At 61.3% G+C, this 14,323-nt stretch carries 16 protein-coding genes; 12 read left to right on the forward strand and 4 right to left on the reverse strand.

Features of this window, described 5'->3' with window-relative positions; genetic code table 11:
* Nucleotides 1-9 precede the first annotated feature (9 nt).
* From ACVIIW_RS21840 to ACVIIW_RS21860, 5 genes are all read left to right on the forward strand, one after another.
* Nucleotides 10-453, forward strand: a complete 444-nt coding sequence (locus tag ACVIIW_RS21840; RefSeq protein WP_456702616.1) for a hypothetical protein — start codon at nt 10-12, stop codon at nt 451-453.
* Complete coding sequence (locus ACVIIW_RS21845) at nt 450-647, forward strand: hypothetical protein (protein ID WP_456702617.1); 198 nt, start codon at nt 450-452, stop codon at nt 645-647. The genes ACVIIW_RS21840 and ACVIIW_RS21845 overlap by 4 nt, the downstream gene beginning before the upstream one ends.
* A gap of 2 nt (nt 648-649) precedes the next feature.
* Nucleotides 650-1,414: a hypothetical protein gene (locus ACVIIW_RS21850; RefSeq protein WP_456702618.1), complete on the forward strand. Its 765-nt coding sequence runs from the start codon at nt 650-652 to the stop codon at nt 1,412-1,414.
* 787 nt (nt 1,415-2,201) lie between these two features.
* A complete protein-coding gene (locus ACVIIW_RS21855) occupies nt 2,202-2,627 on the forward strand; it encodes a hypothetical protein (RefSeq protein WP_456702619.1) in 426 nt (141 codons plus the stop codon).
* 123 nt (nt 2,628-2,750) lie between these two features.
* On the forward strand, nt 2,751-4,712 hold the full coding sequence (locus ACVIIW_RS21860) for a PAS domain S-box protein (protein ID WP_456702620.1): 1,962 nt from the start codon (nt 2,751-2,753) through the stop codon (nt 4,710-4,712).
* A 32-nt stretch (nt 4,713-4,744) separates the two neighbouring features.
* On the opposite strand, the gene ACVIIW_RS21865 is transcribed toward ACVIIW_RS21860, so the two are convergent.
* Nucleotides 4,745-6,835 carry a LuxR C-terminal-related transcriptional regulator gene (locus ACVIIW_RS21865; RefSeq protein ID WP_456702621.1) on the reverse strand — a complete coding sequence of 697 codons (2,091 nt, stop codon included), beginning with the start codon at nt 6,833-6,835 and terminating at the stop codon, nt 4,745-4,747.
* Between the two features lie 299 nt (nt 6,836-7,134).
* On the opposite strand from ACVIIW_RS21865, the gene ACVIIW_RS21870 reads away from it, so the two are divergent.
* The 3 genes from ACVIIW_RS21870 (at nt 7,135) to chrA (ending at nt 10,245) form a co-directional block, all read left to right on the forward strand.
* Nucleotides 7,135-7,953 (forward strand): chromate resistance protein ChrB domain-containing protein, encoded by an 819-nt coding sequence (locus tag ACVIIW_RS21870; protein WP_456702622.1) that lies wholly within the window; start codon nt 7,135-7,137, stop codon nt 7,951-7,953.
* A 190-nt stretch (nt 7,954-8,143) separates the two neighbouring features.
* The gene (locus ACVIIW_RS21875) at nt 8,144-9,004 is read left to right on the forward strand and encodes a DUF1259 domain-containing protein (protein WP_456705224.1); all 861 of its coding nucleotides are present in this window, start codon (nt 8,144-8,146) and stop codon (nt 9,002-9,004) included.
* A 56-nt stretch (nt 9,005-9,060) separates the two neighbouring features.
* Nucleotides 9,061-10,245 carry a chromate efflux transporter gene (chrA, locus tag ACVIIW_RS21880; protein ID WP_456702623.1) on the forward strand — a complete coding sequence of 395 codons (1,185 nt, stop codon included), beginning with the start codon at nt 9,061-9,063 and terminating at the stop codon, nt 10,243-10,245.
* A gap of 149 nt (nt 10,246-10,394) precedes the next feature.
* On the opposite strand, the gene ACVIIW_RS21885 is transcribed toward chrA, so the two are convergent.
* A complete protein-coding gene (locus ACVIIW_RS21885; protein ID WP_456702624.1) occupies nt 10,395-10,634 on the reverse strand; it encodes a DUF1127 domain-containing protein in 240 nt (79 codons plus the stop codon).
* A gap of 796 nt (nt 10,635-11,430) precedes the next feature.
* On the opposite strand from ACVIIW_RS21885, the gene ACVIIW_RS21890 reads away from it, so the two are divergent.
* The 4 genes from ACVIIW_RS21890 to ACVIIW_RS21905 all read left to right on the forward strand — a co-directional run bounded on the left by ACVIIW_RS21890 (nt 11,431) and on the right by ACVIIW_RS21905 (nt 13,070).
* Complete coding sequence (locus ACVIIW_RS21890) at nt 11,431-11,670, forward strand: hypothetical protein (protein ID WP_456702625.1); 240 nt, start codon at nt 11,431-11,433, stop codon at nt 11,668-11,670.
* 389 nt (nt 11,671-12,059) lie between these two features.
* A complete protein-coding gene (locus ACVIIW_RS21895; protein WP_456702626.1) occupies nt 12,060-12,269 on the forward strand; it encodes a hypothetical protein in 210 nt (69 codons plus the stop codon).
* Between the two features lie 15 nt (nt 12,270-12,284).
* Nucleotides 12,285-12,449: a hypothetical protein gene (locus tag ACVIIW_RS21900; protein ID WP_456702627.1), complete on the forward strand. Its 165-nt coding sequence runs from the start codon at nt 12,285-12,287 to the stop codon at nt 12,447-12,449.
* Between the two features lie 438 nt (nt 12,450-12,887).
* The gene (locus ACVIIW_RS21905; protein WP_456702628.1) at nt 12,888-13,070 is read left to right on the forward strand and encodes a hypothetical protein; all 183 of its coding nucleotides are present in this window, start codon (nt 12,888-12,890) and stop codon (nt 13,068-13,070) included.
* Between the two features lie 12 nt (nt 13,071-13,082).
* Here the strand turns inward: ACVIIW_RS21905 and ACVIIW_RS21910 are convergent, their stop codons facing one another.
* Complete coding sequence (locus ACVIIW_RS21910) at nt 13,083-13,238, reverse strand: hypothetical protein (protein WP_456702629.1); 156 nt, start codon at nt 13,236-13,238, stop codon at nt 13,083-13,085.
* 170 nt (nt 13,239-13,408) lie between these two features.
* A complete protein-coding gene (locus ACVIIW_RS21915; protein ID WP_456702630.1) occupies nt 13,409-13,672 on the reverse strand; it encodes a hypothetical protein in 264 nt (87 codons plus the stop codon).
* Between the last annotated feature and the right edge of the window lie 651 nt (nt 13,673-14,323).

A 14,323-nucleotide genomic window follows, 5' to 3' on the forward strand; every position in this document is an offset into this window, starting at 1 on the left:
GGAAGGACAATGATGCGGAATGTCTTGCTGGGGCTGGTTGCGGCAGGTCTCCTGTTTTCGGGAACGTCGCGGGCCACGCAATTGATCACAGAGGAGGAAGCCAAGCTGCCACCGCCGAAGGGTGCGGTCGCGGCTGACCGGCGTGGTATCCTGCGCGGTCCGAAGGTGGAGTTCGTCTCGCCCGGCGAATCGGTCGCCTCTCCCTTGAAACTCCAACTGAAGTTCGAGTCGTTTGGCGGCGCCAAGATCGATCCTGATTCGGTCAAGGTGACTTTCCTCCGCACGCCGAACGTCGACTTGACGTCGCGGGTCAAGCCGTTCGTGCAGCCTGACGGGATCAACATGCAGGACGCGGAATTACCGCCCGGCGATTACACCGTGCGGGTGGACATCAAGGACAGTGACGGGCGGCCCGGCACCGCCATCTTCACCCTCAAGGTCGCACCGAAGTGACGTGTCCCTACTGCCAGGCGGAGAATGCGGATAAGGCGCTGGTTTGCGCGTCCTGCGGGCGCGACATCGCCGTCCCGGCGACGCTGATTGCAGAGCGCGACGATCTCCTGCGCAAGCGGGATCAGCTGCGCGACGAGCTGACGCGGGCCAGGGACGAGGTCGAAGCCATCATGCGGCGCAGAAAGTCGCGCTGACGATGGAATGTCCCTTCTGCGCCGAGACGATCAAGGACGAGGCCATCGCCTGCAGGCACTGCTCGCGCGATCTGCGCGTCGTGCGGCCGACGCTTCTGGAGATCGATGACATCGTTGGCGAGCTGGACAGGCTCAGGCGCGATCTCGATCGCGTCAACGTCCGGCTCGAGCGCCATAAGAACCCGCTGCGCTATTTCGCAACGCATGCCTTTCTCTACGTCGTCGTTCCCGCCGTCCTTCTGACGATCACGCATATTCTGATCACCATCACCTTCAACCTCTCTCCGATCCCGCTCCGGATCGCGTCGATCGTCGTCCCCCTGCTATTCGGGTTCGCAGCCTATCCCCTGCATCGGGTCTCGGCGCTGGGAGCGCTCGTGCTGGGCTTGCTGCTCGCCAGCGTCAGCATCCAGGCAATGCTGACCGTGACGGGCCTTCACGATGGCGTTCCGATCCTGCCGACGGTGTGGGTCGAATGGCGCGAAGTATTCGAATACGGTGCAAGCATCCTGCTCGCCTTCGTGTCCGGAAACATTCTGGGAGTCGTGGTCTTCCAGGTTTTGCCGCGCGTTCTAGGCCAGGGCGGGAAACCCAATGCTTTCGCCTTTCGGCTGGCGCGCCTGCTCGGGCAGCATGTCGGCGACGAGCAGCTGCGCCGCCGGGCGCGGTTGATCCAGGACCTGATGCAGACCGTCGGGCCTCTGGCCGGCGTCGCCGCGACGGCGATCGGCTCGATCTATGCCGGCCTGAAGGGCTTGCTCGGATAGCGGGTATGTCGACGGGATCGGCGGGCGCGGACTCGGGCTCGTCGACCGTCCTGCCCCGGCGGCAGCCGCGACAACCGGAAACAGTGGCTGGTGCCGCCGGCCTTCTGCGTCCGTTCCAGATGGATGCCGCGCGCTGCGTAGGCGTCGCGGCTAATTTAGGCTTCGGTTGCAACAAGACGCGTCGTCTTGGCCAGCGCCACCTGACATTCGCAACGTGCAACGGGAGCGCACTGGCAGCCTGTGCGCGTCCAGGCCTTCTGCGGGTGTTTTTCGCATACCCAACCCAGTCCCTCGCACACGCGGCAATTCGGATTAATCATTGCTGCCCTAGAAAAGCATTGAGAGGTATTTGCGCCTCGTACTGGCGAGCCTTTTCAAGAAGAACGTCTCGCAGCTGTCCATTCGGGAGAAGCTCTGCCTGCTCGCGCGCTTCGCGAGCCGCGTCAGCGAGTCTCTCGCTCAAGGTCTTCTCCTGCCAAACTCTTCGTCGTACTTGGCTCATCTACGCCTCAACGCAGACCGCGTCTTCGGGTTCCAGTAGGGAGCACGCCTCCGGGCCAGATCTCCTCGGCTCGGATTGGTGAGCTAAGTCGATAGTCTTACCTGCCTTGATCGGCTGAGTGACAGGAGCGGGTGATCGGAGCGTTCCAAACCCTCGGCGTCGCCGGGCCGTTTCGACCCGCAGCGTCCGTTGTCCACACCCACGATACGCAGTAGCGGCTTGAGGATCCGACCTACCAGCCATCGATAATTTGCCAACGCGCCTCCGCATCGCTTTGATCGCGGCATGAGCACCAAATCACGCGAAGTCATCTGGAGCGGCCGCATCATGGGCGCGGAAATCTCCGCCAAGCACGCCCGTGAAGAGGCGAAAAAGGCCGTGCGTGAGGCCGACCGCGCCGAAGCTGAAGCCTGGTCGGTTCGCATGGAAGGTTACGGCGGTCCCGCGCAGCCGTCGCCGACGATCGCGCAATGTCTCAACGGCGGCCTGGGCTGGCTCGAGGTCGAGTGCGTCAGATGCAAGACGCGCGCGAGCCTGCCGCTCGACGCGATCCGTCGTCCGCGCGACACGCCGATCTGGAAGCTGGAGGCCTCGCTGAAGTGCCGGTCATGCCGGAAGGGACGGTCCGCGCCGCCCGTTCACATGATCAAGCTGACCGCAACGCGGAGCATCACGCCCTACAAATGGGTGCACCCGACGGAGGAGCGTTAGCACCGCGATGGCAACACCATGATGAACGATCGCCGGCCGTCGTGAGCGGTACCATTGTGTGTTAGGAAGGAACATTTACCGAATGCCAAGCGTTTGGACCGATCCCTCCCTTGAGTTCGATCAATGCAAACGACATCCGGCGAAGATCCCCGCAGCCTCGAACTGCTGATCAACGCGATTGTCGATTATGCCATCTTCATGCTCGACATCGACGGCGTGGTCAGGACCTGGAACAAGGGAGCCGAGCGCCTCAAGGGGTATGCCGCCGAGGAGATCATCGGCAAACATTTTTCGACTTTTTACACCCCGGAAGACCGGGATAAGGGGTTGCCCGACCGAGCGCTGGCAACAGCCGCCGAGACTGGCCGCTTCGCGTCCGAAGGCTGGCGTGTCAGGAAAGATGGCAGGCAGTTCTGGGCGCTCGTCGTTCTCGACGCCATTCGCGACGAGGAGGGCGCCCTGATCGGATTTGCCAAGGTCACGCGCGACATCACTGAACGACACCAGGCTCACGTCGATCTCCTGGAGAGCGAAAGAAGATATCGCCGGCTTGTTGAAGCTGTGGTCGACTACGCCATTTTTCAGCTCGATCCCTCCGGGCAGGTCGCGACCTGGAATCCCGGAGCCGAGCGCATCAAAGGCTATCGGCCCGAAGAGATCATCGGTCGGCATTTCAGCACGTTCTACACGCCTGAAGATCTTGAAAAAGAAGTGCCCAAAAAGGCCCTGGCAGAGGCCGCCGAAAACGGACGGTTCGAAGCCGAGGGTTGGCGCATACGCAAGGACGGCACGCGGTTCTGGGCCTCCGTCATCATCGACCGGATTACCGACGAGAGCGGCGCGATCGTCGGCTTCGCGAAAGTCACGCGTGATCTCACCGAGCGCAAGCAGGCCCAGGACGAACTTCAGCGGGTGCAGGAACAGCTAGTCGCATCCCAGAAGCTGGAGGCGGTCGGACAGCTCAGCGGCGGCATCGCCCACGACTTCAACAATCTGCTGATGATCGTTCTCGGAAACCTCGAGAATGCCGAACGCAACAGCCGCAACCACGGAGGGCCCAACCTCCACCGCGCGCTGGCGAACGCGAAACGTGGGGCTCAGCGCGCTGCGGCACTGACAAGCCGGTTGCTGGCCTTTTCGCGCCGCCAGGCTCTCGATCCCAAGCCGATCAACCTCAACGGCTTCCTGAGTGGCCTGCAGGAGTTCCTGCAGCGCACGCTGGGCGAACGTATCGAGGTGCAGACCGTCGGCGGCGCCGGCCTTTGGCAGATCGAAGCGGACGTGAACCATCTGGAATCGACGATCGTCAATCTGGCGATCAATGCCCGTGACGCGATGCCGAACGGCGGAAAGCTGACCATCGAGGCGGCGAACGTCTCCGCCGACGAAGATTATTCGCGTGCCAACCCGGAGCTCGCGGCAGGCCAGTATATCGTGATCAGCGTGAGTGACACGGGCTCGGGCATGACCCCGGAGGTTCTAAATCATGCATTCGAGCCTTTCTTCACGACGAAGGAGCCGGGGCAGGGAACCGGACTCGGTCTCAGTCAGGTTTATGGCTTCGTCAAACAGTCCGGCGGACATGTGAAGATCTACAGCGAGGTGGGGGAAGGGACCAGCATCAAGATGTATTTCCCCCGCTACTTCGGCCATATGCAGCCAGCGCCGGATGAAACCGACGAGTTCACGGCCGAAGGCACCAGCGTCGAGACCATTCTCGTGGTTGAAGACGATGCCGATCTCAGGGGTTACGTTTCGGATGTGCTGCGAGAGCTCAACTATCGGGTTTTATCTGCCGCAAGTGCTCAGGCCGCTTTGACGATCCTGTTGCAGGAGGATCAGCAGGTTGATCTCGTTCTGACCGATGTGGTCATGCCCGGCATGAACGGCCGCGAGATGGGCAGGCGAGCGCAGCAGATCAGGCCGCATCTCGGCATCCTCTACATGACCGGTTACTCGCGCAACGCCGTCGTTCACCAGGGACGGCTCGATGAGGGCGTCGATCTCCTGGAAAAGCCGGTCACTCAGGCCAAGCTGGCGCTGAAGGTGCGCGAGATGCTGGATCGGCGAAATCCGGGTGAATGACGGAACGCTTGCGTGCGCGAGCACGACGATCGCTACACGAAGAGATCGTGCGCGTGTGCGTGATGAAGGGCGCCTTGCTCCGCGCCTGAAGCGCCGATCAGCTCGATATCCTGGATCGGCGGCAGAACGTCGTTTCCGGTCGTGTGCGCACCATGTTCAACGAAATCTGGAGCGTGGCCACCATGGGCCTCAGACAGATATGAAGAGTTGGACGGCGCATTTTCATTCTTGAAATGAAAGGAATCTCCGAGTTCCGGCGCGGCTGCCTTGTGGGCCTGACGGGAGTCCTCGCCGGTTTGGTCCTCGGCTCCAGCGTGCTGGCTCAAACTCGCGTGGGGGTCGGCGGCATTTTGAGACGCCTCGTGCGACTCGCGGTGAGATTGGTCGGAATTCGTGCCGCCCGCCGGCTTCGAGTCATCATTGGCATGCTGCTCGGCAGCGGCTGGACGGCCTTGTGAACCGTGTGAATCACGCTGCGTTTGTCCAGGATCGGAGTCGTCTCCCGTCGTGTCGTGCTTGGAATGCTGCGTGGCGGCGACCGGGCCGTCTTTCGATTCGTTCAAATCACGCTGCGATTGTCCGTGAGTGGAATCGTCGTCCGCTGAGTCCTGCTTTCCGTCCTGCTTGCCGTCCTGCTTTCCGTCCTGCTTGGCGGCTGCGCCGCCGTCCTCACCCTGAGAACCGTGTTGCGATTGAGCGGGATTGGACTCGCTTCCCAGGCTCGCTTGCATTCCGTCATGTTCGGTTTTTCCAAACACGTCGGTCGCGGCCGCCTGCTCGCAACCGCCGTGATCGATCGGTGCGTCGATGAATCCGGATCCGACATGCGGATTGCCGTTGCCGCTGGCGCCCTTGTCACCCGCATCTGCGCCGATGATCTGAGGGGCGTCGTCATGTCTGACAAGGGTATCGTTTGGGTGGGCCACGAAGGCAAATGCTTGATGGTCTGTTTCAGGATGCCACCAAGAGAGGTTGTTGGGGCTGTCGAGATTTGCAGCGATGCCGAGGGAACTGACAGGAGAATGGACGGCTGCCAATTCGCCTGTACCGCTTCCTGTCGCTGATGCAAGAACGGTCAGGGTATCGTCAACCTTGGACGCTTGCGCGGCGCTGTGGAGCAGGTCGGAAATCCAGACCGCGGCCGCCGTCATCATGAAACTACCGAAACTGCTCAGGGCAGGTCCTGCAGAGCTGGCCGCCGGCAGCGTGATCGTGCTGAAGGCACTATCGACACTGGATTGGATGGCCTTGCTGGCCCGTGCCGGCATCTCAGCGACGGGATTCTCGATGCGGCCGCCCTTGAACACGGATTTGGCCGTCTTCTCCGAAGCGGATGTCGTCGTTTTGGGGCTGATTTTGAGGGTGATGACCCCGGCGCTCCCGTCTGGGGTCAACATCGTAAAGGTATCGGTGGGCTCGTGGCCGGCTGCGGCTGCGTTGGCCGGCTGAACGTCGTCCAGCGCGGCGTAAAGCAAAGCCGCAAGAGCGCCGATTCCGCCGTAAAGCCGCGACAGTGCGAACACTGCCATCTCGGCCCGGCTTCTGATCTCGAGCTGTGTCGAGAGGTGATCGAGCCGCGCCTTGATGATGTCCGGGGAGACGTCGAGCTGGCGTGCGATCTGCTTGTTCGACATACCGTAAGCGACCAGGCGCATGATCTTGCGCTCCTGGTCCGTCAGCGACGCCGCTCCATTTTCGCCCAACCCGCCATTTTTCTTCCGGCCGGCAGCCGCCCGAACGGGCGGGGGTGCCACCAGCCGCAGCGATTGCACCAAGGTTTCGGGCTCCTCGCGCATTGAAATCGCGCAGCAAGAACCCGCTGCGATGGCGGCGGCGAGATCGCCATGGGCAACGGATGCCGTGTAGAAGACCAGCCGTGTCGGAATTTTTTCGGCCTTGACGATCGCGAGCATGTCAGAGGCCGTCACGTCAGAAAATCCGTCCTCGACGAGGACCAGATCCGGCGTCAAGCTCCGAACTGCCTTGAGGCAACCGGCTCCATCGAGACACGATGCGACGATCGCGAAATCGCGCTCTGCCGCAAACAGCGACGCAAAGCCCTGCAGAACGATCGGGCGCCGATCTGCTATCACCAGACGGATGGGAGCCATGTGCGCTTTCATCGCCTGCAGCTCAATGAATGCGTTTTGAAGTTCAGCGGCGTGCCACTTTCAAGAACGTCGCGGCAACGCATGATATCCCCCAGTGTTCCTAAGGAAAAGCCCCACCTTCAGGACGGTGCCGCGAGAGCACGTCCCGATCCCCCGATCACGGAAATCCGGGCCGTTGATTTCTTTGCCCTCTTTCGCGGAGCCGGGTTGACAGCCCGGTCATCAGGGCCTTTATTCGTGCCACGGGGAATTGCGATCTCCCCGCGAGGCGACATGCCAAAGAATCGCGTCCTGTTCACCAAGGGCGCCGCATGTCATCATATACCTCCATCTCACCCGACAAACTTTCCCGCCTGATCGGCACGGCCAACGCGCCTGCGCTCATCGATGTCCGCATCGACGAGGATTTTGCGGCCGATCCACGCTTGATACCCGGCGCGGTCAGACGCTCCCATGTCGACGTTCAGGACTGGGCCTCGCGCTTGACGGGACAGTCCGTGGTCGTCGTCTGCCAAAAGGGGCAGAAGCTCAGCGAAGGAACGGCCGCGTGGCTCCGCTATGGCAAGGTTGCCGCGGAAGTCCTGGAAGGCGGCCAGCTCGCCTGGACGGAAGCGAAGCTTCCAACAGTTCCGATGGACAAAATCCCGAAGCGGGACGGGCGTGGCCGCACGGTCTGGGTCACACGGGCGCGCCCCAAGATCGACCGCATTGCCTGTCCCTGGCTGATCCAGCGCTTCGTCGATCCCGCCGCCGTCTTCCTTTACGTGGCATCCGCGGAAGTCGAGAACACGGCCGAGCGCTTCAACGCCACACCGTTCGACATTGAGAACGTGTTCTGGAGCCATCGCGGCGAACGCTGCACCTTCGACGTAATGGTGCAGGAGTTCGGTCTGTCGACGCCGCCGATGGAACGGCTCGCGGAGATGGTGCGGGCCGCGGACACGGCCCGGCTCGATCTCTCTCCGGAAGCTCCAGGCCTGCTTGCCGCTTCGCTCGGCTTGTCGCGCATGTTCGACGACGACCTCGAACAGCTGAATGCAGGCATGCTGCTCTACGACGCGTTCTATCGCTGGTGCCGCGATGCCACCAGCGAGACGCACAACTGGCCGACCAATAAGGTCAAGCGATGATGGACACGGCTGTTCGTTTTCATTGCATCGTGCCGTCGTCGCCCGGGCCGCGGCGACACCGATCGAACTGGGCGGGAGCAACACCAGGAGAACCATCATGCCGAAGCAGATCATCTCGTTTGCAGCTCTGCTCTTGGTGAGCGCCTGCGTCGCCATCCTCGGCGCGAATGGCCAGAAAATCGACCGGGATATGTTCGCGCCATTCGTTTCGACCGCCCATGCGGCGGATGGCGTCGATTGGCCAAAAATCGACGAGACGCTCGGCCGCAAGCCGGCCGTCTCCGACGATGTCCACCGCTACGGCTTTCCCCGCACGGACCTCTCTGTGACTTTGGACGGTGTGACGATCAAGCCGGCGCTGGCGCTCGGCGGCTGGGTGGCGTTCAAGCCCGCTCACGGCGGCGCCATGGTGATGGGCGACCTCGTTCTGCTGGAGACCGAGATCAACCCGGTAATGGCAAAGATGATCGCGAGCGGGCTCGAGATCACTGCTGTTCACAATCATCTGCTGCGCGCGAGCCCGGCAACCTTCTACATGCATATCGCCGGACATGGCGACCCCGTCAAGCTGGCCTCGGCGATCCACGATGCGCTCGCCGAAAGCAAGACCCCGCTCACCGTCGCAGCTCCGACGAGCCCGCCGCCACCTGTCGATCTCGACACCGCGAAGCTCGACCAGATCATCGGCGTCAAAGGTCTGGCGAATGGAGGCGTGTACCAGTTCAACGTGAAGCGGCGCGACCCGATCACGGAAGAGGGGATGCCGCTGACGCCTGTCGGTCCGATGGGCGTTGCGATCGGCATCAACTTTCAGCCGACCGGCGGCGGCAAGGCCGCGATCACCGGCGACTTCGTTCTGACGGGCGACGAGGTCAACCCGGTGATCCTGGCGTTGCGGACACACGGCATCGAGGTGACCGCACTCCATAGCCACATGCTGGACGAGCAGCCGCGCCTGTTCTTCATGCATTTCTGGGCGAACGACGACGCGGTCAAGCTCGCCGAAGGCTTGCGGGCGGCGCTCGACAGGACGGCCAGCACCAAGAGTTGAGGCAAAGGTCGCAAGACCGGGCGGTAGGCTGCATATTGCGGTAACGGGGACAAGTGATGACGACGACAACGACGGACATCGAGCGTGGAAACATGGGCGAACTGGTCCGCTATTTCCTGCGGCTGGGCTTTCTCGGGTTCGGCGGACCGGTCGCGTTGGTCGGCCAGATGGAACGTGAGCTCGTCGACGGCAAGAAGTGGCTCACCAAGGAGCAGATGCGCGAGACCATCGCCATTTGCCAGTCGCTGCCGGGGCCGCTCGCCATTCAAGTCGGCATCTTCATCGCCTATCTGCGCGGCGGCTTCTGGGGGGCGTGGGCCGGTGGTTGGTCCTTCATCCTGCCCAACTTCGTCATCGTCGCGGCCCTCGGCGCGCTCTATGTCCATCTCGGAGATCTCAAGGCGGTCACCGGAATCTTCTATGGCGTCAGCCCCGCCGTGATCGCCCTGATCCTGCATTCCTGCTATCGGCTCGCCAAGCTCGGCATGGAAGACTGGCTGCAATGGGCAATCGCCGCGGTCTGTCTCGCCGTGACCGTGATCCTGAAGGCTGAGGTCGCATTTCTGTTCATCGGGGCAGGGATCGTCGGGATTATCTATTACGGACACATCAAGCGCGCGCCGGTCGCACTCCAGCTTGCGGTGATCCCGGCGGCGGCGCCCGCGGCGATGCCGGCTGCGACGGGCTCGACGCTCGGCAAGTTGCTGCTGTTCTTCCTCAAGGCGGGCTCGCTGACTTTCGGCAGCGGTCTCGTGATCGTTCCGTTCCTCGAACAGGGGCTGGTGCAGCAATATGGCTGGCTCAACGAGCGCGAATTCCTGGTGGCCGTCGCGATCGGCATGATGAGTCCCGGGCCCGTCGTGATCACGGCGACCTTCGTCGGCTATCTGGTCGCAGGCTTCTGGGGCTCTCTCGTGTCCACGGTCGGCATCTTTCTTCCGTCCTTTCTGTTCGTCCTGATCGTGGCGCCCTTGCTGGCAAGGCATCGCAAGAATCCGAACGTGCAAGGTTTCGTGAAGGGCGCCTATGCGGCGGCGATCGGAACCATCCTGGGGGCGAGCTTCCTGCTCGGCAAGATCGCGATCGGCGACTGGCTGACCGCGCTGATCGGCATCGTGTCGCTCGCCGCGCTGTTCCGCTGGAAGATCAGCAATCCATTGTTGATCGCTGCCACGGCAGTCATCGGGCTAATCGCCTATCCGATCCTCCAGCCGGCGTGGGTGCTGACCGGCCTCAAATGAGGACGATGCACACGGTGAAATGGCTTGCGGCTGGGAATGTGCAGCCTACCCATGAGATGGACCTCCATCCAGTGTCAGTGCGCGGAGAGGAGCAGGCGCCGCTCCTGCAGCGGCCAGGTGCGGCGCCTGATCGACGGAATGGCCTGAGATCACCGATTGTCGCGCCAATCAGAGAACGAAGACCTCCGGGCCTCCGCAATCATCGTTCTCGTCACGCCAATGTCTGCGAGGAACCGATCGTCGAGATCGAGAAGCTCGTTGTATTGGCGCCGACGTTCTATTCCGTTCAAGATCGCGAGCGGGATCTTCCAGAGCCAGCTCAGATTTGGAGAAGAGCGATGGGCTGCGAGGGATGTGTCGGCCGCGCCGATGGCGCTATTGCAAGACATGTTTCACCTCCGGAGTGGAGCGAAACAACGCTTGGCTCGAAAGCTCGTCGGGCGGTTGTATGTGGCCCGAAGCCCATATTTATCATGCGTCACATTCGCGTACAAGCGATCCCCGCGATCTGCCGGTCGCGACCGGCTCGGCGCGGTCCAGCAGCGGCTTCTACTACATCTCTGCGCTGAAGCTGTTGCTGTGGCGACGAGCGTCGCCCAGCTCAGTAAAAGGCCCGGGCCGCTGACCCGTTCGGCCCCGAGTGTTTTTCATGAAGCTTTCGGCCTTGCCATAGTCGAAGGGATTGCCTCGCGAGGTCCGCACGAAAGAAGCTACGCGAGCCGGGCGAGATCATGGCCGGCGCATTGATCGCCGCCATCGCTGTGGCTGTTGCCTACAATCTATTCCTCGATCGCTTCATCGCCGGCGGCGCCGTCAAGTAGCTGCAGGAGTGAAGCGGTCACGGGACCCGGCGGCCGATCACCTTCTCGCCGGCTGTGGCGCCTCTGACGCGGCGCCCCATGGCCCAAGGTCCGGCATCCTTGGAGACTCCGGTCACCGCACCCGCAGGCGAGGAATTGAACGGGCTTGAATACCGTTGCCCACGGCCTCGCGGTTGTTCCAGATTTAACTTTCCGCGGCGACATCAAGCTTAACCCGCGTCTTTGATTGCACCGGGGTCACGAAAGGCTAACCTCTCCGCACCGGACATTGCCCTTGGTCCGGGTCCCAAGTGGCGAAGCCGTTGCGCCAATATACTCGGCGCGGCGGCTTCGTTTGATCGTAGGGCTTTTGCGCGAGCTTGATTTGAAAAAGCAGACGGACCATGAAACGCTCGATCTCATCGAGATGCGTCGGCAGCTCACAGCACTGCGCTCGCGACACTCGGACAATCTTCCAATTGTGTCGGTGTTGAACCGCTTCCTTGTGAAGGTCGCATTTCTGACCGAGCCGGCAGATCTCGCGCACGAGCAGTATCTCCGATCGGAATTCGAAAGAACCCTGACAAGGGTCCAAGAGATTTGTGCACGGACAAAACCCGACTGAGCCACTGCTGCGCAGGACGGCGCGGGCGGATGGCAACCGGTGCTGCCGGGCGAGTTCGATCAGGCGCTTGCGATTGTAATTGAAGAAAGGTGACGCAAAGGTTGCGACACCGTTCGCACCACGCGTAACAGCTGCAGGCCGACGCGCTTCGGGCCAGTTTCAGACTGGCGCGCCGCAGCGCCCAGCCCAATTGCAAACAGAGTCAGCGTGCGTGACCTGACCGCTATTTGTGCGCCTGTGATGTGAAATGCTTCACCGTGGTTTTGCAACTCGGTGCTAAACTCGGTCAGCGATGAGACTTGGAAGAGCGAATCGCGCCTTTGAAAATTTCGCGCCCGTATTGTCTGCAACATTGAATTGATCTGAGCTATTTTCGCGGAGGTCTTCCCATGGAATACCTTGGTGAGCATTCTGCACGCGTTTTCAGACAACCTGAACCTACCAACGAACAAGACAGGATCACCCATCACCGTTGGACGAGAGCGGTACTGGCCTTCTACGGCGGCCTGGTACTGATCGGGGCGACAATCATCGGTGTGCAAAGCCACAGCAGCACACCATCAATTGCCCTGGAACAACATGCCAAATTGAACCGCTAACGAGGGATTCAAGCCATGGCAATGTTCACAACAAGCACGTCGCCCCATTTCGACGAGCGGAGGGTCATCGCTGGCTACAGCGTGGCCCTTGTTCTGGTCGCGGTTGCTGCGCTCTGTTTTGCCGCAGCTGGTCCGGGCAATAACGAGGCGACCCTCGCATTGATGACGGCTTTGCCCTAGCCTGAGGTCTGAGATGAGGGGATTTCTCATCCTCGTTGTCGTCTTCGCAGTTATGCTGGTCGCGCGAGGGCATGATTTCACGATGCTTCCGACTGGCCCTATGCCAGCGGTCAACGTGCCGTAGCGCAGCCGCATGGATGCTTGGCCAATCAAAACGCCGCCCGCTCGAAATCTAGCGCAGGCGGCAACCTTTCCAGCCGCGGGTGGGTATGATGCAAACCTCAGCAAAGGTGGGCAAGAACCGGATTTACCTAGTCTTGGAATTTGGCACTACTTGATATCGCGTGAGCCCATACAGCCCACACGGACACAGGTGGATCACTCACGTCGCGCAGGGCAAGTTCCCCAAAGGACAATTGTTGAAGTGTGCAGCGTGATCGATACTGAATTCGAAATGGCTGGCGCGTGTCACTGTCCTGCAAGCAATGGGGCGAAACAATGCGGGCATTCAACGAGCAGCTTGAAGCGCTTCGTATCGAAGCCATCGAATGCGCATTGATCCGCGACTTATCCACCGACAGTAGGAAGCGCGAGTTCTTTGCCAAACTAGCAGATCACCTGACCCAATTAGCCGACGATGTAGAAGGCGCGATAGAGAAGAGTGAGCGCCAGCCTGCTTAGTCGTCCAGGTTGTCAGGTTTCTTCCGCACTTTTGTCCTGCTCGTTCCCAAGCCAGGTCGTTAAGGCGCTTGACGGAATGATTTGTTTGGGTGCATGCGGATTGAGGGTGCCCGCTGTCACTACCAGCCCCTGATCGAGCTTCTCTTTCGCAAACAGCTTGGCTTCCATTTCCGTTTCAAACGTTTTGGTCAGCCGTGGGTGTCTTGGCCTTGGCAAGATGCCGGTACTTTGTACCTCAAACGTCACGTACCAACTGTGTCGCATCATTTGCTCGACATGCAACGGGTCGCACAGCTGCCTTGCTGGGAAGTGCTGCGCACGTGACCCGCAACCCGGCATTACCGCCGCACTCCTACACGATTGACACCGCCGTTGGCATTGCCACCGACGTTATGACGAACCGCAGCGCGCGCCACCGGACGAGGTCTGAGCACGACACCAGCTCGCGCGACGCAGCCCGCCGGGTAGTCAACATACGTGCAGTAAACCACTGCCTGAGCCGGGGCCGAGCTGAGAGCGACACCAGCGAGCCCAAACATAGCGCTGACAGCAATCCCTGTCACTGTCATTGACCGAATCGAAAGATGGCTCCCTCGTTGCATGGTAGTCCTCCTCACATCTTGAAGGTGGCGGCCGCCTGAATGCGGCTGAAACCTAATGTGAGAAGCATGAGAGGCAGCCAGGGCTCTTGATTTGAATCAAGGGGTTTTCAACGGCCTACATCAGGCTTTATGGGTCCTACCGGCGCGGGCAGCGCTGCAAAGCGCAATGGGGACGCCGTCTGCAATTCGAGAGCAGAGGAACGGTGCAAGAGGCGCCGCCGTCGCGGGTTGTTCGGACGGTGTGCTGCGCCATGGCAGCGTGTGATGTCGACAACGACCGGAGGCAGCGATGGCCGAGTCCGAAGGCATGGGCATTCCTGCGCGGTTGTGGAGGCTCCCTGCGCAGTTTCTGCTGGCGATTAAGAAATGGCGCAAGTGAAGGAGGCGTTGAACGCCTTAAGTGTTAGCATCGACCGGCTCGGCAGCGCCAACTTGGGGCAGTCCAGCAAGAGAGGCAGTCATGATTTCTCGACGAAAGCTTCTTTCTTCCTTGGGCTTGGCGACCACCTTAGCCGCGCTCCCGAGCGTGCTGATGGTACCCGACGCCGAGGCGCAGACCGCCGGCATGGAAAGGCGGCAAGATCGACGTGAGGGGCGCCACGAGCGCCGCGAAAATCGTCGTGACGCGCGCCAAGTGCGCCGCGAGGGTCG

It is taken from the genome of Bradyrhizobium sp. USDA 4449 (genome assembly GCF_054056275.1).

Coding starts and splice junctions, on each gene's coding strand:
- ACVIIW_RS21875 (WP_456705224.1), top strand. CDS start 8,144: ATGTTCGCGCCATTCGTTTCGACCGCCCATGCGGCGGATGGCGTCGAT.
- ACVIIW_RS21905 (WP_456702628.1), top strand. CDS start 12,888: ATGCGGGCATTCAACGAGCAGCTTGAAGCGCTTCGTATCGAAGCCATC.
- ACVIIW_RS21855 (WP_456702619.1), top strand. CDS start 2,202: ATGAGCACCAAATCACGCGAAGTCATCTGGAGCGGCCGCATCATGGGC.
- ACVIIW_RS21860 (WP_456702620.1), top strand. CDS start 2,751: ATGCAAACGACATCCGGCGAAGATCCCCGCAGCCTCGAACTGCTGATC.
- ACVIIW_RS21915 (WP_456702630.1), bottom strand. CDS start 13,672: ATGCAACGAGGGAGCCATCTTTCGATTCGGTCAATGACAGTGACAGGG.
- ACVIIW_RS21895 (WP_456702626.1), top strand. CDS start 12,060: ATGGAATACCTTGGTGAGCATTCTGCACGCGTTTTCAGACAACCTGAA.
- ACVIIW_RS21900 (WP_456702627.1), top strand. CDS start 12,285: ATGGCAATGTTCACAACAAGCACGTCGCCCCATTTCGACGAGCGGAGG.
- ACVIIW_RS21910 (WP_456702629.1), bottom strand. CDS start 13,238: ATGGAAGCCAAGCTGTTTGCGAAAGAGAAGCTCGATCAGGGGCTGGTA.
- ACVIIW_RS21885 (WP_456702624.1), bottom strand. CDS start 10,634: ATGTCTTGCAATAGCGCCATCGGCGCGGCCGACACATCCCTCGCAGCC.
- ACVIIW_RS21850 (WP_456702618.1), top strand. CDS start 650: ATGGAATGTCCCTTCTGCGCCGAGACGATCAAGGACGAGGCCATCGCC.
- ACVIIW_RS21870 (WP_456702622.1), top strand. CDS start 7,135: ATGTCATCATATACCTCCATCTCACCCGACAAACTTTCCCGCCTGATC.
- chrA (WP_456702623.1), top strand. CDS start 9,061: ATGACGACGACAACGACGGACATCGAGCGTGGAAACATGGGCGAACTG.
- ACVIIW_RS21840 (WP_456702616.1), top strand. CDS start 10: ATGATGCGGAATGTCTTGCTGGGGCTGGTTGCGGCAGGTCTCCTGTTT.
- ACVIIW_RS21865 (WP_456702621.1), bottom strand. CDS start 6,835: ATGAAAGCGCACATGGCTCCCATCCGTCTGGTGATAGCAGATCGGCGC.